The organism is Pseudomonas sp. ArH3a, assembly GCF_022648765.1.
GTDB lineage: Bacteria > Pseudomonadota > Gammaproteobacteria > Pseudomonadales > Pseudomonadaceae > Aquipseudomonas.
In genome coordinates, this window is sequence record NZ_CP080330.1 from 4,364,150 (window position 1) to 4,388,603 (window position 24,454).

A 24,454-nucleotide genomic window follows, 5' to 3' on the forward strand; every position below is an offset into this window, starting at 1 on the left:
TTAACATTCATCACCGATATATGATCGGCGCCTGAGCACTTAACAATCGCTACCTAACAATAAGAGCGCAACGACATGAACCTGAGCAAGGTCGACCTCAACCTGTTTATCGTCTTCGACGCGATCTACACCGAAGCCAACCTGACCCGCGCCGGGCAGATTGTCGGTATCACCCAGCCGGCGGTGTCCAACGCCCTGGCGCGCTTGCGCGAGACCTTCAACGACCCGCTGTTCGTGCGCACCGCCCAAGGCATGGTGCCCACGCCCATGGCGCAGAACATCATCGGCCCAGTGCGCAATGCGTTGTCGTTGTTGCGGGTGTCGGTGCAGGAAAGCCGGATTTTCAACCCGCAACAGGCGGCCAAGACCTACCGCATCAGCATGACCGACCTCACCGAAGCGGTGATTTTACCGCTGCTGTTCCAGCGCCTGCGCCGCCTGGCGCCGACCGTGGTGATCGAGAGTTTCCTGTCCAAACGCCGCGAAACCACCAAGGAGTTGGCCGCCGGGCGCCTGGACTTTGCCGTGGATGCGCCGCTGAACACGGACCCGCAAGTGCGCCACGTCAAGCTGATGGAAGACCGCTACGTGTGCGCCATGCGCAAGGGCCACCCGATGGCGGGCAAGGACAAGTTCAGCCTGGATGACTACCTGTCGCTGACCCACATCCATATCTCCAGCCGCCGTAACGGCCTGGGCCACGTCGACCTGGCCCTGGGCAAGATGGGCATCCAGCGCAAGATCGCCCTGCGCTCCCAGCATTACCTGATGGCCTCGCAAGTGTTGCAGCAGACCGACATGGTCATGACCGTGCCCGAGCGTTTCGCCCGCCGTCATGAGTTGCATTGGTTCAACCTGCCGGTTAACGATGTACCGCCCGTGGAAACCCACCTGTACTGGCACGAAAGCACCGACCAGGACCCGGCCAACCGTTGGATGCGTGAGCAGATGATTGAGTTGTGCCAGCAGGTGACGGCACATGAAAAGAAACTCGACAAGCTGCAAGCCTGAACAGCTTTTGTGGCGAGGGAGCCAGCGCCCTCGCCACAGAGTAAGCCTCCACCCAGGCTATTTGCTTGACGTTTACGTCAACCTGACATTAGCTTAGCGCCAAGACCTTCTTGAGCGCCCCCATGAGCACGACCTACAGCATCTCCGACCTCGCCCGCGAGCTCGACATCACCACCCGCGCCATTCGCTTCTATGAAGAACAAGGCCTGCTGGCCCCGGAACGCCGGGGCCAGGAGCGCATTTACTCGGCGCGGGACAAGGTCAGCCTCAAGCTGATCCTGCGCGGCAAGCGCATCGGGTTTTCCCTGGCCGAATGCCGCGAGCTGATCGAACTCTACGACCCCACCAGCGGCAACCACATCCAGCTCAACAGCATGCTCGCCAAGATCGCCGAGCGCCGTGAGCAGCTTGAGCAACAGTTGCTGGATATCGAACAGATGAAACTGGAACTGGACACCGCCGAAGAGCGCTGCACCCAGGCCCTGGCGCAGACCATGAGCCAGGTTGGCCATTAACCAGAAGGTAGCCTTCATGTCCCTCCCCTCACACGTACGCTTGGTGGAAGTAGGCCCGCGCGACGGTTTGCAGAACGAAGCCCAGCCCATCAGCGTGGCCGACAAGGTCCAGTTGGTGGATGCCCTGACCGACGCAGGCTTGAGCTATATCGAAGTTGGCAGTTTTGTCTCGCCCAAATGGGTGCCGCAAATGGCCGGGTCGGCCGAGGTGTTTGCGCAGATCCAGCGCAAGCCCGGCGTAACCTACGGCGCGCTGGCGCCGAACCTGCGCGGTTTTGAAGACGCGCTGGCTGCCGGCGTGACGGAAGTCGCGGTGTTCGCGGCGGCGTCCGAGGCGTTTTCCCAGCGCAATATCAACTGCTCGATCAGCGAAAGCCTGGCGCGTTTTGCGCCGATCATGGCGGCAGCCAAACAGCATGGCATCAGCGTGCGTGGTTATGTGTCGTGTGTGTTGGGTTGCCCTTACGAAGGTGACATCGCCCCCGAACAGGTCGCGGCGGTCGCGCGCGAGCTGTATGCCATGGGCTGTTATGAGGTGTCCTTGGGCGACACCATCGGCACCGGCACGGCGGGCGCCACACGGCGGCTGTTTGAAGTGGTCGGCGCGCAGGTGCCACGGGACAAGCTGGCCGGGCACTTCCACGACACGTACGGCCAGGCGATTGCGAATATCTACGCCAGCCTGCTCGAAGGGGTCCAAGTGTTCGACAGCTCTATCGCAGGCCTCGGCGGTTGCCCTTACGCCAAGGGCGCCAGCGGTAACGTCGCCACCGAGGATGTGGTGTACCTGCTCAATGGCCTGGGTATCGACACCGGTATCGACCTGGAGCAATTGATGCACGCGGGCCAGCAAATCAGCAACGTGCTCGGCCGACCTACCGGGTCGCGCGTCGCGAAGGCGCGTAACGCCCGTTGAGTAGCATCGCTGTGACAATGTGTTACCGCACGCTTACGTAACGAGTAACACGGGAACATATTTTGTCTGATTTGCCGTGTGCCAATGCCCATCAAAAAATCAACCCATTGATTTTAAAGGACTTTTAAAAGTTGGCACGGCTTCTGCTATCTCTATTGCATAACAAGAATAAAAAGCGCCAAACCTAATAAAAATAAGACGAAACGACTCTGACATAACAAAAACAACACGGCAGAGACGCAGCTAACAGATTTTTTTGGAGAAGATGTGCTTCGCAGGGTACGGCATGCCGAAACCCGCAACCGGTTAGAGAAAAATAAAACTACCTCAGGTAGCTACCCACTGGTTGGATCGATAACGAAGAAGCAGATCAGCGTTCAAAAAAATACGTTTGCTCTTGACCCCGGATGGGGGTCGCCAAAAACAGCGGTAAAGGGTAACGGTTGCCAAAAACAACAATAGACCGCCCCTCAATAATAAGAAAAGAGCACGCAACGACAAATTAAAGGGGACCTTCGGGTCCCCTTTGTGCTTTCTGACGCTTAAGGAATCAGACCTGAGCCACTTGCGCTGCGTCGTGTGTGCCCAGCACCTGACGCGTCAATGCCTTGAGTGCGATTCTCTCCTGCACGTTTCGCGCAGAGCTAAGCGCCTGCAATTGTTTCTCGAAGAAACCGCTCTGCATCGCATCATCCACCAGTATGTCATCGCGTTGCTTGCCGAGCAGCCTGGCCAGGCGGTCAACCGCCGCATTTCGTTTAACCAGCCACTGCGCCTGGGCAGCCGTGTCCGCCTTGATATCCTCCTCACCCTGGAGATCCGACACGTCATACAACGCGGTGCTTTTTTCATTGATGGGTTCAAGGCCGGGGGCCATCAGCTGCTCCAGCCTCGGTGCATAGTGGCTGCGAAGATGCTTGTCCCAAAAACCCAGCTTAATAAAGAAGCTTTCCTCATCGGCGTGGACACGTTCATCCCTGAGCACACTCGCATAGGCATCATCGATCGCCCCCTGACTCACACTGGCAACTTCTGGAAATAACATGTCCCTGGACTTGACCGGCAACGCTAGCCTGTCCGCCAACTTGATTCGATAAGCGAGTATGACCTCGACCGGCTCCTGAAACGACGACCCGCGCAAATCGACATCTCGTTGAGCAATAGCGTCTACCAAGTCAAGACGAAACAGTTTTCTACCCGTGGTAATCAGTTGGGTTTCGGCGCCGGCCTCATCGGCCAACGCCAGGGTTTGCAATGCCAACACTTCACGTTCCGAGTTCATAAACTCAACAACGCTGCCATCGCCACAGGTGAATCGGTCATCCGCGACAGCGAACAACCGCTCGCGGATCTCCTGGTATTCATTGACCGCCTCGAGCATGTCCCACACGCGCTCGGTCAGTTGTGCACGGGTGGTCGTGGACCGGTATTCAGCGCAACGCGTGGTGTCGGCCAGCATCGAAAAGAACGCCGCCGACTCAGGGCTGGCGAGCGCATCGTCCCAGAGCCTGGCGCGAACTGCCTGCACGGCCGTCGGCGCGCCATCGAGCCACAAGCGCCGCCCCTCCTCGACCGTAACATGGACATCCGCCGGGGCATCGAGCCCAAGACGCACGCGCGTATCAGCCGACAGCGGGTTTTCATGATAATTAATTCGTTCGATGCGCTGATAAGCGTATTCAGGCAACGTGGTGAGCTGGTTGGAATGCAGATCAATTCTCGCAAGGTTGGCTAACTGGCCGGCGCCAGCGGGGAATGTTGTGGTTCCGGTATGCCTTAAATTGAGCTGGTTGAGGCTCCACATGCCTTCGAGATTGGCCGTCCAGCCCAATTGACGGTTGTAGGCCAGATCGAGGATCTTCAAGCCTTGCATCCCCTCCAGGCGTGCCTTTGTGAGCGCGGTCAGCCGGATGTCATTGCCGTTCAGGTACAGCTTGGTCAAACCGATGCCGTTATTCGCAAACTCCGGTAACTGAGTGAGGTTATTGTTTCTCATGCTCAGCCAGCGCAGGCCACCAAAGGCTCTGAGGAACCCCAGGGATTCGTTGGTCAGCGCCATTCGATTCAGCCGCAAGCACCCTACATGGCTCATATTCGCCGTTAATGTCGGCAGTTCGCCGATGACTTCGTCCGACAAATCGAGGATGTGCCCGATGGGCGTTCGATCACCCGCCAACGCTTGCGTTAAAGAACGCTGCCAAGCGTCACGAATGGTATGGGAGACGCGTGCCCTGGACCGGCCGTAGCCATCCGGTCGCCCCTCTTGCTCCCAGGTGTGCAGCGTTGCTTTAAGCTGCTCAAGCTCGCCTTCAAGTTCAGTCAACCTGGCCAGAACCTCGGCGTCAGCGAGGCCTTGAAGGCCAAGAAACGCCTCGACCTCTGCCATGGACTTGGATGGATAGAGTATCGCCGCTTTCATTTCACAGGCGAACGCGCGTTTGACGGTGCTTGGCAATGGGCTCAACAGGTAACCGATACGCCCGTCGGCCAGGCGCATCGGCGGTTTGTAACCCGGCTTGATCGGCTGCATCTTCAACAGGTTGCGTAATTCGCCACGGGGCATCAACGGCTGTTTTTCAAGCGCTTGTTTGAGGCTCGCCCCGCGATCATTCGCGGTCAATTTCAGGCTCACCCGATTCTCGGGCGAAATGGCGGCGTGCACCGCGCCATAGATATCCGCTTGCCCGGTCAATACGCCGAACCGGTCATCCTGCACTTCATAGAGGTTCGCCGAGCCAAACTTGATAAGGCGCCGCGTCACTGTTGCGTCCTGCGGCCCCAGCGAGTCCAGGAGGCGCTCCTTGCCGCCGGCGCCCTTCTCAACCACATCAATGCGCAGGTCTGTGGGCCACCCCTCCAGTTTATTCAGGCTGTGCAAGACCATTCGTTGCGTGTCGTTATTGCCCAGGGTTTTGCGATAGAGCCCCTCATACGCCCGCGCCAGGCGCACCTCTTGCTGGTAATAGCGAGCCTCTTCGCCCAAACGAAACGGCACACGTTGGTGCTGCTCGATCATCTGCATTTCGGCTTCACTGGCATGGCTCAGCAGCTCGCGTGCGATGCTGTCGGGCAGCGACACAAACGCGCGCTTGAGTAACTTCAGCGCCTCAGCGCTTTCGCTTTCAGCGGCCGCATAACGTTGCGCAAAAAGATCGGCCTGATGCCCCGCCAGTGATGAAGCTTTCACTGCCGGCGTTTCGCCCGCGAGGGTCTCATCAATCTCAAAACGCTTGAGGGTATCTGCCAATAGCCCGGGGACAGGCGCCTGGTCGACGTACATCTTGCGCAACACGCTGCTGTCCGCCGCTGCAATTTCGCAAATGCGCTCGAGCTTATCGGGGTCGCCTGCAAACGTCTTCGTCCCTGACCCCAGGCGCTGCATCAGCTGCGGAGCGGCCCACTGCAATGGATGTTCATGCTCATGTATCCAGGCCCCGCCTTCGGTACGGCGTACCTGCGGCGAGTAGGCTGATGGGTTATGCGGGTGCAGGATTTTGTAAGTGTTACCGGTACCCAGCGCCTCGACCAAATAGTGCCCGTCTTTGTCCGGCAGGTATAAACCACCCTCATGTTCAAACAAGCCATTGGCATTGGCCGCCGAGGTCTCGGGCAAGTCGACCTGGCGCAGGTAAGGGTTGAGCCCAGGCGCAGACAAACGCACATTGGCGTCAGGGCAACGCACATGCGCCAGCGCATCAACAAACGGCGTCTGCGCCAACGGCAACAGCTTGGCGCCCAGAGCGGTTGTCGTCACATTAAACGCCACGGCCGAAACGTGCGCCCACGCTTCTTTCATGTCGCCCTCTTCCCAGGCTTCTACGCCGGTGGTGATCTCATAGAGCATTTGCACTGCGCCAATCATCAGCATCACAGGTGCCAGTTGCGGCACCACGAATGAGGCAACATTGAGGACCGTCAACGCAATGCTGGCCAACGACATCAGCCATGCGTTATGCGCGTTGTCGTCGGCCTTGGCAGTGGAGGTGGCCATGGCTTGAGCATTGCTGAGGATTAACTCGACTTTTTGCCGAGAGTGGTCGGTCCATGTCTGTGGCAACGCCTCGCCATAACCGGTTGACCATGTGTTGATGTTTTTCTTGTGCGGGTCGAAGTCTGCGTCCTCGGCATAGGCATTTCCGGGATCAAGGTGATGTTTGAGCGTTTTAAAAAAGCCTGTTTGTTGCTCATACGGCACATGCTGGCTGAAGAATCGTCGATATTGGGCCGAGCACAGCCTTTCAACCAGGTCGGTCTGAAACGCGCCAAGCCCAGCGTACTCTTTCAACATACACACCGGATCGCCGGGGATATAGACGACACACGGCCCTTTGTTGAAAACCTTTACGCCGCGTACATAGCTGAAACTCACAGGCCCAATAACGATAATCTGAGTGAGCTCAACATGGAGCAATTTCAGCGCAGTGAACTGTACAGGCTCATCCCGCCACTTGACGCCCGCCTTCCAAAAGGCTAATTCACCCAGTGCCGAATAAGTGTCCTGTTTGATAGCTTCAACTTCCAGCGCTACTTCAGCCGCGAATAACAGCTGCTCTCGGGTTGACGCCGTAATCGCGCTACGCACTCTGGCGGCCGCACTGCCTTCAGCAACCCCACCCTTGTCCGGAGGGTTCACAATGGACGTTACATGCGCCAGATACAGCGCGCCCAGGTCCAGTTCCCGGCACAAGCCGGCAAATTCATGAGCGCTCAGAGGCTCCTTGCGCGCCAGCACCTCAGCCTCATTGAACGTTGACGGTGCGGGCTGCCGATGAAAGTCGTACCGCGTAATAACGCGCGAGGACGTATCTTCTGCTTCAACGGCTTCATCCGCTGAAAAGTTCTGCAGCGCTGCCTCAACCAGGCTCACACCTTTGTAGTAACAGTACCCGCTGGCTTCCAGGCCAAAGACCTTTGACCGATCACGTGGCATGAACTCCTTACGCGCAAAAAACACGCGCTTTACATCCACCACTTTCCCGAACTTTTTGCACATGGCGGTCAGCAGCAACGGTTCGGCAAATTCGATGGCGCCTTTTAGATCCTTTAAAACCTTATCCAGCTTATTCAGCGCATCGCTGCTGCGTTGATGGGCGGCTTCCATACGCAGCCGGTTGTCCGGGGATATTTTTTTATACCAATCCGGAAGGCTTAACGCCCACTCATGTAATTCCTTCTTTCGCTTGGATGCCGCAGCGCCATACCAGGCTGGCAGCCGCGCCTGTACGACGACGCTATGCACACTGAGTGCCGCGTTTATTGGAGTACTTTCATTTTGTTCAAGGCATGCCATGTGGCGAACTCTAATTAACCGTTTGAACGGTCAATATGTGACATTCGAGCGCCAGCGAAGGGGTATATAAAGACCGTCAGCCCTGCCAGAAATAAGCGGGCCAAGGCTGACAATTCATCAGGAACGGTGAGGCCTGTAGTCTTCGATACTGATCTCACGCATGCGAAACTTCTGGACCTTGCCGGTTACCGTCATCGGAAACTCGTCCACGAACTTGAAATACTTGGGCGTCTTGAAGTGCGCAATGCGGCCCTTGCACCAGGTTTGCAGCTCCAGTTCGTTGGCCACATGGCCGGGATGGAACTTGACCCAAGCGACGATCTCTTCACCGTAACGCGTATCCGGAATACCGATGATCTGCACATCGGCCACCGCCGGGTGGGTGAAGAAGAACTCCTCCAGCTCACGCGGGTACACGTTTTCGCCGCCGCGAATAATCATGTCTTTGTTGCGCCCGGCGATGCACACGTAGCCGTGCTCATCCATGGTCGCCAGGTCACCGGTGTGCATCCAGCCGGCGTCGTCGATGGCGTCGTGGGTGCCTTCGGGGTTGTTCCAGTAGCCGAGCATCACGCTGTAGCCACGGGTGCACAGCTCGCCTATTTCACCACGCGCAACCGTATTGCCATCGGTGTCGATGATCTTGTTTTCCAACTGCGGCTGGGTGCGACCGACGGTGGTGACGCGGCGTTCCAAATCGTCATTGGCGCCGGTCTGCAGTGACACCGGGCTGGTTTCGGTCATGCCGTAGGCAATCTGCACCTCGCCCATGTGCAGCTCGCTGATGACGCGGCGCATCACTTCGATGGGGCACGTGGCGCCGGCCATGATGCCGGTGCGCAAGGTCGCCAGGTCGAATTCACCTCGGCGCGGGTGATCGAGCAGGGCGATAAACATGGTCGGCACACCGTACAGCCCGGTGGCGCGCTCTTCGGCGACGGCGCTTAAGGTCAGCAGCGGGTCGAAGCCGTCATTGGGGTAAATCATGGTGGTGCCGTGGGTGATGCAGCCGAGGTTGCCCATGACCATGCCGAAGCAGTGATACAGCGGCACCGGGATCACCAGGCGGTCCTGCGCGGTGAGGCCCAGGCTTTCGCCGACCATGTAGCCGTTATTGAGGATGTTGTGGTGACTGAGGGTGGCGCCCTTGGGGAAGCCGGTGGTGCCGGAGGTGTACTGGATGTTGACGGCTTGATCGAAGTGCAGGCTGGCCTGGCGGCTGTGCAGTTGTTCGGGCGGGACGCCGGCGCCGAGGGCCACCAACTGCGACCAGGGCAAAAATCCCGTGGGCGGGCTGGGGTCGAGGCTGATCATGGCGCGCAGGTCAGGGTTCAGCTCCTGCAACATGGCGTGGTAATCGGAGCCCTTGAACGACCCGGCGCACACCAGCCATTGGCAGCCGGATTGCTTGAGCACGTAGTCCAATTCACTGGTGCGGTAGGCCGGGTTGATATTGACCAGGATCACGCCGAGCTTGGCGCTGGCGATCTGGCTGATGCACCACTCGGCGCAATTGGGCGCCCAGATGCCCAGGCGGTCGCCGGTTTGCATGCCCAGGGCCAGGAACGCACGGGCGTGCAAATCAACCGTCGCGGCCAGTTGCCGCCAGGTGTAGCGACATTGCTGATGGCGTACCACCAAGGCTTCGCCATCGGCATGTTGCGCAACGGTGTGATCGAAGGCCTGGCCAATGGTCATCGCCAGCAAGGTCTTGTCCTGAGCGCCACGGCTGTAGCTCTGATTCGGTTGATCCATAACGACCCCTGTTGTCTTTTTTGTAGGTTGACGTAAACGTAAACTACGATTGACAGCGCCGTAACGCAAGCTTACGTTAACGTAAAGGTGAGCGCCCTTCCCTGGCGCGCTCCCCACACAACAACAAAGCTCACATTAAGGTGCCTGTCCATGAGTTACCCGTCCCTGAACTTCGCCCTCGGTGAAACCATCGACATGCTGCGCGACCAGGTGCAGTCCTTCGTGGCCAAGGAAATTGCCCCGCGCGCAGCCCAGATCGACAGCGACAACCTGTTCCCCGCCGATATGTGGCAAAAGTTCGGTGACATGGGTTTGCTGGGCATTACGGTGCCGGAAGAGTACGGCGGCGCTGGCCTGGGTTACTTGGCCCACGTAGTGGCTCTCGAAGAAATCAGCCGAGGGTCGGCCTCGGTAGGCTTGTCTTATGGCGCCCACTCCAACCTGTGCGTCAACCAGATCAACCGCAACGGCAGCCACGAACAGAAGCTCAAATACCTGCCCAAGCTGATCAGCGGCGAACACATCGGCGCCCTCGCCATGAGCGAGCCGAATGCCGGCTCCGACGTGGTCTCAATGAAATTGCGCGCCGACAAACGCGGCGACCACTACGTGCTCAATGGCAGCAAGACCTGGATCACCAACGGCCCCGACGCCAACACCTACGTGATCTACGCCAAGACCGACCTGGAAAAAGGCCCTCACGGCATCACCGCGTTTATCGTCGAGCGCGATTGGAAAGGTTTCAGCCGCAGCACCAAGTTCGACAAGCTCGGCATGCGCGGCTCCAACACCTGCGAGCTGTTTTTCGATGACGTTGAAGTGCCCGAAGCAAACATCCTCGGCGCGCTGAATGGCGGCGTGAAAGTGCTGATGAGCGGCCTGGACTACGAACGCGTGGTGCTGGCCGGCGGCCCGATCGGCATCATGCAGGCGTGCATGGACCTGATCGTGCCGTACATCCACGACCGTAAGCAGTTCGGCCAGAGCATCGGCGAATTCCAGCTGATCCAGGGCAAAGTCGCCGACATGTACACCCAACTCAACGCCTGCCGCGCCTACCTCTACGCAGTGGCCCAGGCGTGCGAGCGCGGTGAGACCACGCGCAAGGATGCGGCTGGGGTGATCCTGTTCAGTTCCGAGCGCGCCACGCAAATGGCCCTCGACGCGATCCAGATTCTGGGCGGCAACGGCTACATCAACGAATTCCCCGCCGGCCGCCTGCTGCGTGACGCCAAGCTGTATGAAATCGGCGCCGGCACCAGTGAGATTCGGCGGATGCTGATCGGTCGCGAACTCTTCAACGAAACCCGCTGAAGGAGCGCGCCCATGGCCACCTTGCACACCCAGCTCAACCCGCGCTCGGCAGAATTTGCCGACAACAGCGCGGCGATGCGCCTACAGGTCGACGCCCTGCACACCCTGCTCGCCCACGTGCAGCAAGGCGGCGGCGCCAAGGCTCAGGAACGCCACACGTCACGCGGCAAACTGCTGCCTCGCGAGCGAATCAATCGCCTGCTCGACCCCGGCTCGCCATTCCTCGAACTCAGCCAATTGGCCGCGTATCAGGTGTATGGCGAAGATGTACCCGCTGCCGGAGTGATCGCCGGGATCGGCCGCGTGGAAGGCGTCGAATGCATGATTGTCGCCAACGACGCCACAGTTAAAGGCGGCTCGTACTACCCGCTCACGGTGAAAAAACACCTGCGCGCGCAGACCATCGCCGAGCAGAACCGCTTGCCGTGCATCTATCTGGTCGACTCCGGTGGCGCCAACTTGCCGCGTCAGGACGAAGTGTTTCCTGACCGTGAGCACTTCGGGCGGATCTTCTTCAACCAGGCCAACATGAGCGCCCAAGGCATCCCGCAGATCGCCGTAGTGATGGGCTCGTGCACCGCAGGTGGCGCGTATGTGCCGGCCATGGCCGACGAGGCGATCATGGTGCGCAACCAGGCCACGATCTTTCTCGCAGGCCCGCCGCTGGTGAAAGCGGCGACCGGCGAAGTGGTCAGCGCCGAAGACCTGGGCGGCGCCGATGTGCACTGCAAGATCTCCGGCGTGGCCGACTACTATGCCGACAGCGACGAACATGCCCTGGCCCTGGCCCGACGCAGCGTGGCCAACCTCAACTGGCGCAAGCAAGGCGAGCTGCTGCAACGCACACCGGTAGCGCCGCTGTACAGCAGCGAAGAGCTTTACGGGGTGATCCCGGCCGACGCCAAGCAGCCATTCGATGTGCGTGAAGTGATCGCGCGGCTGGTCGACGGCTCGGTGTTTGATGAGTTCAAGGCGCTGTTTGGGACCACGCTGGTGTGTGGTTTTGCGCACTTGCACGGCTACCCGATTGCGATCCTGGGCAACAACGGCATTCTGTTCGCCGAAGCCGCGCAAAAAGGCGCGCACTTTATCGAGCTGGCCTGCCAGCGCGGGATTCCCCTGCTGTTCCTGCAAAACATCACCGGCTTTATGGTCGGCCAGAAGTACGAAGCCGGCGGCATCGCCAAGCACGGCGCCAAGCTGGTGACCGCCGTGGCCTGCGCCAAGGTACCGAAATTCACGGTGATCATTGGTGGCAGTTTTGGAGCCGGTAACTACGGCATGTGCGGCCGCGCCTACGACCCGCGCTTTTTGTGGATGTGGCCGAACGCGCGCATCGGCGTGATGGGCGCCGAACAGGCGGCCGGCGTGCTGGTGCAGGTCAAGCGTGAGCAGGCCGAACGTGCCGGCGCACACTTCAGCGCCGAGGAAGAAACCGCGATCAAGCAGCCGATCCTCGACCAGTATGAAACCCAGGGCCACCCCTACTACTCCAGCGCACGCTTGTGGGATGACGGTGTCATCGACCCGCAGCAGACCCGTGACGTGCTGGCCCTGGCCTTGTCCGCCGCGTTGAATGCCCCCATCGAGCCGAGCCGCTTCGGCGTGTTCCGCATGTAAATGGAGCCGTACCCCATGAGCGATTTCAACACCCTCGAACTGATCACCGACAGCCGTGGCTTTGCCACGCTGTGGCTCAGTCGTGAAGCCAAGAACAACGCGTTCAACGCCGAGATGATCCGCGAACTGATCATCGCCCTCGACCACGTGCAGGGCGATCCGTCTCTACGTTTTCTGGTGCTGCGCGCACGCGGCAAACACTTCAGCGCCGGTGCTGACCTGGCGTGGATGCAGCAATCCGCCGAGCTGGACTACCACACCAACCTGGACGACGCCCGCGAGCTGGCGGAGCTGATGTACAACCTGGCCAAGCTGAAAATCCCGACCCTGGCGGTGGTGCAAGGCGCCGCCTACGGTGGCGCGTTGGGTTTGATCAGTTGCTGTGACATGGCGATTGGCGCGGATGACGCGCAGTTCTGTCTGTCGGAAGTGCGCATTGGCCTGGCACCGGCGGTGATCAGCCCGTTCGTGGTGCAGGCGATCGGCGAGCGCGCCGCGCGGCGTTATGCGCTGACCGCCGAACGCTTTGGCGGCCAACGTGCGCGGGACATCGGCCTGCTGGCGGAAAGTTACCCGGCCAGCGAGCTGGACCAACAGGTCGAACACTGGATCGCCAACCTGCTGCTCAACAGCCCGGCGGCGATGCGCGCCAGCAAGGACCTGCTGCGTGAAGTGGGCAACGGCGCCCTCACCCCGGCCCTGCGCCGCTATTGCGAAAACGCCATCGCGCGGATTCGCGTCAGCGCCGAGGGCCAGGAAGGCCTGCGCGCCTTCCTGCAAAAACGCCCGCCCAGCTGGCAATCGCAGGAGCCGCGTTCATGAGCACACTGACCACCGTACTGGTGGCCAACCGCGGCGAAATCGCCTGCCGCGTGATGCGCACCGCCAAGGCCATGGGCCTGACCACCGTGGCCGTGCACAGCGCCATCGACCGCGATGCGCGCCACAGCCGCGAGGCGGATATCCGTGTCGACCTGGGTGGCAGCAAAGCCTCCGAGAGCTACCTGCAGATCGACAAGCTGATTGCCGCCGCCCAGGCCAGCGGCGCTCAGGCGATCCATCCGGGGTATGGTTTTTTGTCGGAAAACGCCGGCTTTGCACGCGCGATTGAAGCGGCCGGTTTGATTTTCCTCGGCCCACCCGCCTCGGCCATCGATGCCATGGGCAGCAAATCGGCGGCCAAGTCGTTGATGGAAAAAGCCGGTGTTCCGCTGGTGCCGGGTTATCACGGCGAAGCCCAGGACCTGGAAACCTTCCGCGCCGCCTGCGAGCGTATCGGCTACCCAGTGCTGCTTAAGGCCACGGCCGGCGGTGGTGGCAAGGGCATGAAAGTGGTCGAGGACGTCAGCCAACTGGCCGAAGCCTTGGCGTCGGCCCAGCGTGAAGCCCTGTCGTCCTTCGGCAACGAACAGATGCTGGTGGAGAAATACCTGCTCAAACCGCGCCATGTGGAAATCCAGGTGTTTGCCGACCAGCACGGCCACTGCTTGTACCTGAATGAGCGCGATTGCTCGATTCAGCGTCGCCATCAAAAAGTCGTGGAAGAAGCACCGGCGCCCGGCCTAAGTGTTGAACAGCGCAAAGCCATGGGCGAAGCCGCGGTGCGCGCGGCCCAGGCCATCGGTTATGTCGGCGCGGGCACAGTGGAGTTCTTGCTGGACGCGCGCGGCGAGTTTTTCTTTATGGAGATGAACACGCGGCTGCAGGTGGAGCATCCAGTGACCGAGGCGATTACCGGGCTCGACCTGGTCGCCTGGCAGATCCGTGTCGCCCAAGGCGAGCCGCTGCCGATCACGCAAGAACAGGTGCCACTGATCGGTCATGCCATTGAAGTGCGCTTGTATGCCGAAGACCCGGCCAATGATTTCCTGCCGGCCACCGGGCATCTGGCGCTGTACCGCGAATCTGCGCCGGGCCCGGGCCGTCGTGTGGACAGCGGCGTAGAGCAAGGCGACGACGTTTCGCCGTTCTACGACCCAATGCTCGGCAAGTTGATTGCCTGGGGCGAAGACCGTGAACAGGCGCGCCTGCGGTTGTTGAGCATGCTCGATGAGTTTGCCGTCGGCGGGCTCAAGACCAACCTGGGCTTTTTGCGGCGCATCATCGGCCATCCGGCCTTTGCGGCGGCTGAACTGGACACCGGGTTTATCCCGCGCTATCAGGAGGAGCTGTTGCCGGTGCCGGGGGAATTGAGCGATGAGTTCTGGCAGGCGGCGGGCGCTGCGTTTATGCAGAGTTTGCCGCCCGGCAGTGGGCCGTGGGCGGACACGCGGGGTTTTCGCGCGGGGCTGCCTGCCGAGGTATCGCTGCATTTGAGCTGCGCGGGGCAGGATCGGCTGGTGACGTTGAAAGGCGCCGCCGCGCAACTGCAAGGCGAGCAGTTGGTGATCGAACACGACGGCGTGCGTCGCACCCATCTGGCGGTGCGCGGCGCAGCTAGCGTGTACCTGCGTTGGGACGGCGAAATGCTGGCGGTGAGCCTGTTCGATCCAATTGCAGCGGTCGAGGCCAACCAATCCCATCAGGGTGGCCTCACGGCGCCGATGAACGGCAGCATCGTGCGGGTGCTGGTGGAAGTCGGCCAGGCGGTCGAAGCCGGTGCGCAGTTGGTGGTGCTTGAGGCGATGAAGATGGAGCACAGCATCCGCGCGCCCCAGGCCGGGGTGGTCAAGGCACTGTTCTGCCTGGAAGGCGAAATGGTTGCCGAAGGCAGCGCCTTGGTCGAGCTTGAAACGGCGAACTAAAACTTCGCGGTGGCTTGCACGACAACGCCGAGGATTCGGCAATCGTCGCTGAACAGTAGCTTGGGGTAAGTGGGGTTGAGCGGCACCAGGTAAAGCTGGCCGCTCTCTTCCAGCAACTGGCGAAAGGTCGCCTGGGTGCTGTCGGCCCATTGGGCGACCACCAGTTTGCCGGGTTCGGCGTCAATGGCCGGGTCCACCAGGATCATCATGCCAGCGCCAATGCTCAGGCCGCTGGGGGCCGTCATGGCGTCGCCCGTCACCGGCAGCCAGAAGGCTTCGCCGCGGGCGTGGTAATCCGTCAATTCGAAACGCGCCGCACCGTAGGTCGGGCGCTCTTCACGTATTTCGCAGACGCCTTTCCAGTCGCTGACCGGGTAGCGGAAATACGGGTTGTAGTGGTGTTCCAAGGCTGGCGCGTCAGTGGCTTTCTCGCGGATTTCCAACGCAACTTCCAGGTACTCAAGGCCTAACTCAGCGAGCACCCGGTTCATATCCGCCAGGCTCGGCACGCGGCGCTTGTTGAGCCAATGGCCGACACCGCCCTGGGACATGCCCAAGCGTTCGGCCAGTTCATCCTGCGTGACCTTGCGGTCTTTCATGTTGGCTTTGACCAACGCTATCCAGTTATCCATGGGCCGTGACAATACGTTGCGTACTTGCCAGAACAATAAACAGTTTGTAGTAATCCATCAAATGACATAAATACGATTCGTACTATTATCAGGTACAGGTTTTCGACATCCACTCAGAGTACCTACCCTCATGATGACCAGCCCGTATCCCCTGCCCGACACACCTGAATCCGACGAACTGTTGGTGATGCGCAACAGCGGCGCTGCCCAGCGCGCACTCGACTATTACTTGAAAGAGAATGTGTCAGCACCGATCCCTGATGACATATTTTTCGACATCAAGCCCGGCATCAGCCATGAAGACGCGTTGGTTCACGCGTCCGACCTGCTGCGCAGCGCGGCGGCAGCGGCCTACGAATCGGCAAGCAGCCGCCAGGGCAACCAGCGGGATCTGGCGTTTTCGGTGGTGTATTTGATTGATATGGCAAAGGCGATGGTGGAGCAGACGTTGCAGGCACCAGCCGGTCAGGCGAGCGCCTGACAGGTATGCAGCAAAAATATTTCTATCTCACGGATAAAAACATTTGACTTGCAAATGATAATGATTATTATTGGACCCAGCTGATCGCGAGATCAGTCGATAGACCAAGGGACCTTAGGTCGGACTCTTGGAATATCTCCTCATCAGGCTAATCACGGTTTTTGACCCGGCTCTTTGGCCGGGTCTTTTTTTTGCCAGTTTCCCTGGCATGGCTTCAGGCTAATGAAGACTGTGTGTTGCTCGATGGCGCGCATGGTAGCAAAAGACTATCGCCAAAAGAAGGCCGGGCGAACGCTCTAACCCGGATCTTTGCGAAATAGCGCTTGAGAATCAATCTCATAGACTCTAAGCTGCTGCGGCGTCAAGGACGACGCCCCCTCCCCTCTGCAACAATTTTGCATCAGAATTTAGCCTCACTCCTTGTAAGATATCCGCCACAACTCTCATATTCAGGCAACCAGACTATGACCGTGGCCTTGACCTCCATTAAGATCAGCACCGACTTCGACAGCGGCAATATCCAGGTCCTGGATGCCAGCGATGCCTATCAGTTGCTGCTGGCGATCAAACCGGATACCCGCAGCGCGCATTTCCAATGGTTCCACTTCAAGGCCGAAGGCATGCACGTGGGCCACACCCACACCTTTCGCCTGAGCAATGCGAGCCAGTCCTCTTATAAAAACGCTTGGAGCGGCTACAACGCCGTGGCGTCCTACGACCATATCAACTGGTTCCGCGTGCCCACGCGCTTTGATGGCGAAACCTTGCACATCAGCCTGGAGACCCGTGAAAAACAAGCCTGGATCGCCTACTTCGAACCCTACAGCCGTGAGCGTCACGACTGGCTGATCGACCAGGCCTTAAACCGCGCCGGCACGCAATTGCTCGCAACCGGCAAAAGCGCCGAAGGCCGTGACATCCAACTGCTGCGCCGCGGCAAAGGTGGCGAAGGCCAGCGCAAGGTCTGGATCATCGCCCAGCAACACCCCGGTGAACACATGGCCGAATGGTTTATGGAAGGCATCATCGAACGCCTGCAGCAGGACGGTGACGACGAGCTGAAAAAGCTCCTGGCCGTCGCTGACCTGTACTTGATACCCAACATGAACCCCGACGGCGCCTTCCACGGCCACTTGCGCACCAACGCCGTGGGCCAGGACCTCAACCGTGCCTGGCAGAGCGCCAGCCAGGAGATCAGCCCGGAAGTACTGTTCGCCCAACAGCAGATGGAAGAGTACGGCGTTGACCTGTTCCTCGATATCCACGGCGACGAAGAAATCCCCTACGTGTTCACCGCCGGCTGCGAAGGCAACCCGGGCTACACCCCGCGTCTGGAAGCGCTGGAAAAACACTTCCGCGGCCACTTAAGCGCACTGACCCGTGACTTCCAGACTACCCATGGATACGCCCGTGACCTGCCGGGCGAAGCTAATCTGACCCTGGCCTGCAATGCGGTCGGTGAGAAATACGACTGCCTGTCGCTGACCCTGGAGATGCCGTTCAAGGACAACGACGACGCGCCCAACCTGAAAACCGGTTGGTCGGGTGAGCGCTCGAAACAGCTGGGCAAGGATGTGTTGAGCACGGTTGCTGATATTGTGGATGTCTTGCGCTAAGCGTTGCCGACGATGGCGACCTAAGAAGTGCGGGGTGTATATCCGTTATTTGGGTGATGGCGGATATGGGTTCCGCCCTTACGGCGGGTCACTTTTGAAAGAGCCCAAAAGTAACCAAAAGGCTCTTGCCCCACCACTTGGCACCTCGCCTAGGCTCGGTGTGCCCTCACGCAGGCTTTGGACCGTGGGCCGCCGCCATGGGCCATCCTTGGCCCATCGCGGCTAAACCGGCGTCCTGCCGGTTTACCCACGCTCCAAAGCCTGCGTTCGGCCAGCGTGGTTTAACGGGGCGCCTAAGATCAAGATCAAAAGCAAGAGCACGGCGGCCTAGTAGCCGACCTGAGTGGTTAGATCAAAAGCAAAGCAAAGGCGGCCTGACAGCCGACCTGATATTTGAAACTGAACTCAATTTAATGTGGGAGCTGGCTTGCCTGCGATGGCATCAACTGGTTATGCCTGATACACCGAGGTGTCTGCATCGCAGGCAAGCCAGCTCCCACAGAAAAGCAGATCTGCTTCTGCTGTGCTTCTGCTGTGCTTTTGCTGTGCTTTTGCCCTGCTTTTGCTTCAACCACTCAGGTCGGCTACTAGGCCGCCGTGCTCTTGCTTTTGATCTTGATCTTGATCTGAGGCGCCCCGTTAACCACGATGGCCGAACGCAGGCTTGAATCCGTGGGTAACCCGGCAGGACGCCGGGTTAGCCGCGATGGGCCAAGGATGGCCCATGGCGGCGGCCCACGGATTCAAGCCGGAGTGAGGGCATGCCGAGCCTAGGCGAGGCACCGAGTGGTGGGGCAAGAGCCCTTTTGGTTACTTTTGGCTGGGCCGGCATTCCGGGCTCTTTTCCAAAAGTGACCCGCCGTAAGGGCGGAACCCTACGAAGCCGTTACCGCAGCAACGGATATGTACTCAATCCACCTCCCCCCCCCCAAAAAAACCTGCACAAACTCAACAGCATCAGTCTCTGGTGCCAGTCATGCTCTGCAACACCCCATCCCGGCGTATCAACCCATGAAACAACGCCGCCGCCAAGTGCACCAACACCGTCAAAAACAGCAAATAAGCCAAATACCCATGAGCCTTGCGCAACACCGCAAACAGCGGCGCATTCGCTCCCAGCAACGCCGGTAACTGCACCGAGCTGCTGAGCATCACCGGGTCCCCGGCCGCCGAAATCATCGCCCAACCCAGCAGCGGCAACACCAGCATCAGCGCGTACAACAGCACATGGGACGCCTTGGCTGCCAGCACTTGCCACAACGGCAAATCAGCAGGCAGCGGCGGTTGCCGGGTAGAAAAACGCACCACCAACCGCACAATCACCAGCGCCAGAATCGCAATGCCCAGCGGCTTGTGCAGGTGAATCAGCCACTCATGACGCTCCGACACAGACGCCGCCATGCCCGCACCGATAAACAGCATGGCGATGACCATCAATGCCATCAGCCAATGCAGCAGGCGGGCCAGCGGCGCAAAATAGCCTGGTTGAACATTCATGGCTTTGACTCCTGAGGGGCGCTGTGCAGCGGGCTGACTTCGCCGGCGCGGCGTAAGTACGAACTGGCATAGGCGGCCGAACGTGCGGCCAGCAGTGGGTCGTCAGAGGCTTGGATACCACTGGGTAAAATCAGCGGGTCAAAGTTGATATCGCGGCAATCGCCGTCCGCTTGCGGCTGGCTGCTTTGCAGTACCAGCGTGCCCGCGTTCAGCACTTTGTGTTCGCCGGCCCAGGTTTTGCTCGCATCGTCCAGCGGGTCGCCGGGGTTGGCCAGGGTCATGTTCAACTGCCAACGCAGTGGCCCTGAAGCCAGGCGCTGTACCAAGTCTTTTTCGAGGAAATCACCGCCCGACGGCGCGGTATCACCTGCCGCATCCTGGCTTTGTGGCACCACGCCCCAGCGCACCGCCTGGCGCTTGCCATCAGCGCTCACCAAGTAGAAGGCATTGATGCCGTTGTAGGTTTCTGTCGCATAACTGGCCGACGGCTTGGCCGTCTTGACCCACGCCAGGAACGGCGCCGTCTCCGGGTGCGCGGCAAAAAACGCCGGCATGCTCGCTGGGTTCGGCTTGCCGGTGGCCGGGTCTGGCGCGCCGGCCTTGAGCATTTGGTAGAACGCCTCAGGCGTGCCCACCGGGAACACCGGCATGCTGTTCATCCCCGTACGCCACTGCTGGCCGTTGGCCTGGCTGAATTGCACGGCGAAACTGCGGATCGGCACACTGCTGTCCGGCGCGTAAGGGTTGCCGCTGGGCAAGGCAAATCGGCCGATCACCGGGGTTTTCGCTTCGCTGAACACCTGGGCACTCGAGTACGCACGTGCCTCGGGACTGCTCTGGAAGTAACCGGCCACACACACGCCCTTGGCATGGTTACGTCGCAAGCCCGGGTGCAGGCCGTTATTGGTTTCCAGGGCATTGACCAGGGTTTTGGGGCGCAGGCGCTGTGGGTCGAGCGTGCCGTTGACGTAGGCAAACGCCCCAGCAACAACCGCTACTACCCCGCCAATACACGCCAGCCTGACAAGCAAACTGGCGGTACTGAGTGGCGCACGTGGCGGCGATGAGTGATCTACCATGCAAAACTCCAGGGCACGTGGCCGAAAGGAAAATGAACTATGAGACGAGTCCCACGTAGGTCTATTCCCTTTTCACTGTAGTTTTTTTCGAAGCAGATACGCCGCCGATTCAAGTTTTCTTCTATATCCGATTGAACAATGCCGGCCGTTTGTTAAGAAACGCCTGCATCCCTTCCTGCTGATCAGGTGTGGCAAACAGGCCATGAAACAGCCGGCGCTCTAGACGCACGCCATCGTGCAAGCCGACCTCCAGAGATTGTTCAACCGCCTCCCGTGCCGCGCGGGTGGCGGTGCGGGAGAACCCGGCAATCTGCGCCGCCACCGCCAGTGTCTGCGCCAGCAAATCCGCCGCTGGGTAGACCCGTGACACGAGCCCCGCCTGCTCGGCCTCGGCGGCGGTCATCGCGCGCCCCGTCAACACCAGGTCCATGGTCTTGGCCTTGCCGATAAGCCCCGTCAACCGCTGGGTCGCGCCCATGCCCGGAATCACACCCAGCTTGATTTCCGGCTGCGCAAACGTCGCTGTGTCGGCGGCGAAAATCATGTCGCACATCATCGCCAGTTCACAGCCCCCGCCAAACGCGTAACCGGCCACTGCCGCAATGGTGGGCGTGCGCAGACGGCTAAAAGCCTCCCAGCCGACGAAGTAATCTTCGTTGAGCATATCCACGTAAGACTTGCCGCTCATCTCTTTGATATCAGCCCCCGCCGCGAAATACTCCGCAGTGCCGGTGATGACAAAACACCCGACCTGAGGGTCCAGGTCCACAGTCGCCAGGCTGCTGATCAACTCCGTCATCAGCGCCGAACTCAGCGCATTTTTGACCTGCGGACGATTGAGCCTGACCAGAACGACCCGGCCATAACGCTCCACTAACACATTCATAAACACCTCGACTGATTGATGTTGGCCCCTATAACGCGACTTCAGGAATCCCAGATCGCGCCATAAGCGGGTATGCCTCGTGCTTCCATCTCGTGCACCACACGTTGAGTCAACGCTTGGTTGGCAATACAGATCACCGCTTCTGCGCCCACGGTTTGCACCGCGCCGTAGGCAAGTTGCACCAGGTCCGGCTTGCCCCGCTCATCGGTGTCCCAGATCAACGCACCGGGCTGAGCACGCAGGATTTCATCGACCAGTTCATCGCCGTAGGTTTTCCTCGGGCTGCGGGTGGACCAGATCAACTGGATTGGCACTTGAGCAGCCAACAAGTGCGGCATGACCGGCCCGATGCCGCTGCCAGTGGCGATATACACCACTGACTTGAACAGGGTTTCCACATTGGCAACGCCCGCCGTGGTGATGCCCTTAACCCATACGTGGCGAGGCGAGTCCTCGATAAACCGCCCAGTCCAATCTCCGGCGCGAGAAATGATCAGGCGAAACCCTGCCTCGCCTGGCGCGGGAATATTGGCAAATGAGTGCCACTCCAACAGTGGGTTCCGGCTGATCGCGGTGGATGAACCGGCAAAGGGTGTGGTGTGGCTCAGGCGCGTAATCACCGCATGCCCCGACGGTTGCGCGTGTTCAACGACCACCTTGCGCAAACGCAACCAAGGCAACGCAATACTCAGCGTCAGCAGCACCAGCATCCAAAACGATCCACTGTGCAATAAGGGCGTCGAGGCTTCGCTGGACGCCAGTAACGTCAGCCCCCAGAACAACAGCAGCGCCCCCCAACCGGCAAACCGATGGACTCGCTCGAAGCCGTTGTGAAAGCGGCTACGAACCCGGGGCAGCGCCATGATCACCATCATCATCAACAGGCTGAGCAGCACACTGCTGAGCCACAACCAGGCTGACGAAACACTGCCAGGCTGCTGCAGATAACGCGCTACCTGAACACCGAGCATGGCCGCAAACCAGCCGGTCGCCGCCAGGGCTGCGCCGCTGTGCAGCCCGCCAAAGTGGTACACCTTCGCCGCACTGCGCCGCACACGTAGCGGCCATGCGCGCGGAACCCGGGTCGCCAACCAGAACAAGGCATTGATCAGGTATTGCTGGCGAATCAGAATGGCAACCGACAGGTTGATCAACACCATGTCCGCGAACCTCTCGACGGTGATGGCGCGAAAGTCGACAGCCAGCAGCACCAACGCGTTGCACATCAGCACCAGCGCCAACAGACGGTTGTAGTAAGAGAACATCGGCAGTGACGTCCAACGGCGCCATAGCGCCGGCTTGGGCGGTACAACGGTACGGGTCAGCGCATCAATCATGGCCGGCCCCCTCAGTCTTGAGCGCCAATAACGCCACGTGCCGCTCCCGAGCCCGTTGCAGTAACAGTGCCTTGTCGATCTTGCCCCTGGCGGTCAGTGGGAAATGCTCCACCGCATAGATCGATGACGGCACGCAGTAGTAGGCCAGGCGCTCCTGGCACCGGGCTCGGCACGACTCAACGTCAGCACTGGCCGGCGAAACAAAGGCCAACAGGTTGCGGCTGTCCAGCTTCAACGTGACCGCCCGCGTGCAGCCATCGCCCGCCTCCAGGGCGGTGGACACGGCGTCCAGCTCCACACGAAACCCGCGAATCTTTACCTGATCATCGACCCGCCCCAAGTGTTCAAGTTGCCCCTCGGTCGTCCAGCGCCCCAGGTCCCGCGTACGAAACATCATCGCGTCACCGCCCATAAAGGGGTCCGGGCGGTAACGCTCGTCAGTCAGCTCAGCATTGTTCAAGTAGCCGACCGTTACCCCTGCGCCGCCGGCCCACATTTCACCGGTTTCACCCAGTTCACAGGCGCGGCCGTGCTCATTGAGCACATACACGGTGTTATTGGGCGTGGGCTTGCCGATGGTCAATAGCGTGCCAGGCACGTGCCGATGCAGCGTATTGACGATCGTGGTTTCGGTGGGGCCGCAACCGTTGTAGAACGCGCAGTGCTCGGCCCAATGCTCGGCGAGCGCCTGGGAACAGGGCTCTCCCGCCACCGCGACCACCTTGAGGTCAGGGCACTGCTCAGGGTCAAGAGTCGACAGTATCGAGGGTGTGGCGATCAATACGTGACACTGTGCAGCGGTTTGCGCAATGTCTTTACCTCGAATCAGCAGGGTCGCTCCATGCGCCAGGCAACCGAGTATTTCCCAGGCAGCCATGTCAAACCCGATATTGAGGACCTGCCCCACGTTGTGCCCCGGTGCTATGCCCATCCTCCCCGGCTCCGTCAACAGGAGGTTGCACACGTTGCGGTGACTGACACACACACCGTTGGGCCGCCCGGTCGTGCCGGAGGTGAACAGCACGAAACACAGGTCATCGGTGTCAGCTGCGGCGAACACCTGAGCGTTGTCCTGGGCGATCCAGGGCTCTTCGGCCAGAAACGTATCCAGGCCCAGGCAGCGGTGGGCCGCATCGGCCGGTATACGCTCAGCCAGGCTGGACAGGGTCAGAATCACTGGGCTGGTCAACGACTCCAGCACCATGCTCAGTTGCAGTGTCGGGACGATTCTAGCGTCTTGAGGGACATACGCGGCACCCACCTTCAGCACCGCCAAAAGCCCTACCAGCATGGGAATCGAACGCTCGACAAACAGCCCCACGGTGTCGCCGCGCGTCACGCCCTGCTCTACCAGGCGCACGGCCAAGCGATTGGCTTGACGGTTGAGTTGTTCATAGCTGATACGTTGGCCCGCCCACACCGCAGCGATCGCTTGCGGCGCCAGTGCCGCTTGCACCTCAATGGCCTGGTGCACGGTGTCGCAGGCAGGTTTGGCGGAAGGGCCACAGCCCCATTGTTCAAACACGACTCGCTGCGCCGCAGGCAAATGAGCCAGCGCGGCTCGGGAAAAGAACTGTTTATCGATCGGAGAAAATGTCATGCATACACCCTCATCACTTAAACGCCGAAGGGGTTCCCGGCTGTTACGAGGGTTGATTGAGGTGTGGGAGTGGCATTACAGAGCCACTCGCATTGCAGATTTTCCCTATACAAAAGCGCAACATTCGTACTGCTGTTGATGGAATAAGCTACGTCGGCCAG

At 59.9% G+C, this 24,454-nt stretch carries 17 protein-coding genes; 9 read left to right on the forward strand and 8 right to left on the reverse strand.

The genetic code is table 11. From position 1 onward, the window contains the following. Window positions 1-75 precede the first annotated feature (75 nt). The 3 genes from K0P33_RS19840 to K0P33_RS19850 all read left to right on the forward strand — a co-directional run bounded on the left by K0P33_RS19840 (window position 76) and on the right by K0P33_RS19850 (window position 2,442). The gene (locus tag K0P33_RS19840; RefSeq protein WP_094952533.1) at window positions 76-1,011 is read left to right on the forward strand and encodes a LysR family transcriptional regulator; all 936 of its coding nucleotides are present in this window, start codon (window positions 76-78) and stop codon (window positions 1,009-1,011) included. Window positions 1,012-1,133: 122 nt separating this feature from the next. After that, entirely contained in the window at window positions 1,134-1,526 is a 393-nt protein-coding gene (locus K0P33_RS19845; RefSeq protein ID WP_094952532.1) for a MerR family DNA-binding transcriptional regulator, read from the forward strand. Window positions 1,527-1,542: 16 nt separating this feature from the next. After that, window positions 1,543-2,442 (forward strand): hydroxymethylglutaryl-CoA lyase, encoded by a 900-nt coding sequence (locus K0P33_RS19850; RefSeq protein WP_242150705.1) that lies wholly within the window; start codon window positions 1,543-1,545, stop codon window positions 2,440-2,442. Window positions 2,443-2,992: 550 nt separating this feature from the next. Here the strand turns inward: K0P33_RS19850 and K0P33_RS19855 are convergent. Together K0P33_RS19855 and K0P33_RS19860 are read right to left on the reverse strand one after the other, a co-directional pair. Beyond that, the gene (locus K0P33_RS19855) at window positions 2,993-7,732 is read right to left on the reverse strand and encodes an NEL-type E3 ubiquitin ligase domain-containing protein (RefSeq protein ID WP_242150708.1); all 4,740 of its coding nucleotides are present in this window, start codon (window positions 7,730-7,732) and stop codon (window positions 2,993-2,995) included. Window positions 7,733-7,849: 117 nt separating this feature from the next. Further along, window positions 7,850-9,487, reverse strand: coding sequence for an AMP-binding protein (locus K0P33_RS19860; protein ID WP_242150711.1), 1,638 nt, complete (start codon window positions 9,485-9,487; stop codon window positions 7,850-7,852). 150 nt (window positions 9,488-9,637) lie between these two features. Here K0P33_RS19860 and K0P33_RS19865 point away from each other — a divergent pair, with 150 nt between their 5' ends. The 4 genes from K0P33_RS19865 to K0P33_RS19880 are packed head-to-tail and all read left to right on the forward strand — an operon-like array spanning window position 9,638 to window position 15,165. Beyond that, a complete protein-coding gene (locus tag K0P33_RS19865; RefSeq protein WP_094952529.1) occupies window positions 9,638-10,801 on the forward strand; it encodes an isovaleryl-CoA dehydrogenase in 1,164 nt (387 codons plus the stop codon). 12 nt (window positions 10,802-10,813) lie between these two features. Beyond that, window positions 10,814-12,421, forward strand: coding sequence for a carboxyl transferase domain-containing protein (locus K0P33_RS19870; protein ID WP_094952528.1), 1,608 nt, complete (start codon window positions 10,814-10,816; stop codon window positions 12,419-12,421). Between the two features lie 15 nt (window positions 12,422-12,436). Further along, window positions 12,437-13,243 carry a gamma-carboxygeranoyl-CoA hydratase gene (locus K0P33_RS19875; RefSeq protein WP_094952527.1) on the forward strand — a complete coding sequence of 269 codons (807 nt, stop codon included), beginning with the start codon at window positions 12,437-12,439 and terminating at the stop codon, window positions 13,241-13,243. Then, on the forward strand, window positions 13,240-15,165 hold the full coding sequence (locus tag K0P33_RS19880) for an acetyl/propionyl/methylcrotonyl-CoA carboxylase subunit alpha (protein WP_094952526.1): 1,926 nt from the start codon (window positions 13,240-13,242) through the stop codon (window positions 15,163-15,165). Before K0P33_RS19875 ends, K0P33_RS19880 begins: the two co-directional genes overlap by 4 nt. Here the strand turns inward: K0P33_RS19880 and K0P33_RS19885 are convergent. After that, window positions 15,162-15,797 (reverse strand): XRE family transcriptional regulator, encoded by a 636-nt coding sequence (locus K0P33_RS19885; protein ID WP_242150714.1) that lies wholly within the window; start codon window positions 15,795-15,797, stop codon window positions 15,162-15,164. The genes K0P33_RS19880 and K0P33_RS19885 overlap by 4 nt on opposite strands. 130 nt (window positions 15,798-15,927) lie before the next feature. Here K0P33_RS19885 and K0P33_RS19890 point away from each other — a divergent pair, with 130 nt between their 5' ends. Both K0P33_RS19890 and K0P33_RS19895 read left to right on the forward strand, forming a co-directional pair. Continuing rightward, complete coding sequence (locus K0P33_RS19890) at window positions 15,928-16,278, forward strand: DUF3077 domain-containing protein (RefSeq protein ID WP_242150717.1); 351 nt, start codon at window positions 15,928-15,930, stop codon at window positions 16,276-16,278. Between the two features lie 464 nt (window positions 16,279-16,742). Beyond that, window positions 16,743-17,894 (forward strand): M14-type cytosolic carboxypeptidase, encoded by a 1,152-nt coding sequence (locus tag K0P33_RS19895; RefSeq protein WP_094952523.1) that lies wholly within the window; start codon window positions 16,743-16,745, stop codon window positions 17,892-17,894. A 957-nt stretch (window positions 17,895-18,851) separates the two neighbouring features. Here K0P33_RS19895 and K0P33_RS19900 read toward each other — a convergent pair. The 5 genes from K0P33_RS19900 to K0P33_RS19920 all read right to left on the reverse strand — a co-directional run bounded on the left by K0P33_RS19900 (window position 18,852) and on the right by K0P33_RS19920 (window position 24,293). Further along, window positions 18,852-19,391 carry a cytochrome b gene (locus K0P33_RS19900; RefSeq protein ID WP_094953310.1) on the reverse strand — a complete coding sequence of 180 codons (540 nt, stop codon included), beginning with the start codon at window positions 19,389-19,391 and terminating at the stop codon, window positions 18,852-18,854. Continuing rightward, window positions 19,388-20,470 carry a catalase family peroxidase gene (locus K0P33_RS19905; RefSeq protein ID WP_242150720.1) on the reverse strand — a complete coding sequence of 361 codons (1,083 nt, stop codon included), beginning with the start codon at window positions 20,468-20,470 and terminating at the stop codon, window positions 19,388-19,390. Before K0P33_RS19905 ends, K0P33_RS19900 begins: the two co-directional genes overlap by 4 nt. 121 nt (window positions 20,471-20,591) lie before the next feature. Beyond that, window positions 20,592-21,356 (reverse strand): enoyl-CoA hydratase-related protein, encoded by a 765-nt coding sequence (locus K0P33_RS19910; RefSeq protein ID WP_094953314.1) that lies wholly within the window; start codon window positions 21,354-21,356, stop codon window positions 20,592-20,594. 41 nt (window positions 21,357-21,397) lie between these two features. Then, window positions 21,398-22,693, reverse strand: coding sequence for a hypothetical protein (locus K0P33_RS19915; RefSeq protein ID WP_094953316.1), 1,296 nt, complete (start codon window positions 22,691-22,693; stop codon window positions 21,398-21,400). After that, a complete protein-coding gene (locus K0P33_RS19920) occupies window positions 22,686-24,293 on the reverse strand; it encodes an amino acid adenylation domain-containing protein (protein WP_094953318.1) in 1,608 nt (535 codons plus the stop codon). The genes K0P33_RS19915 and K0P33_RS19920 overlap by 8 nt, the downstream gene beginning before the upstream one ends. Window positions 24,294-24,454 lie beyond the last annotated feature (161 nt).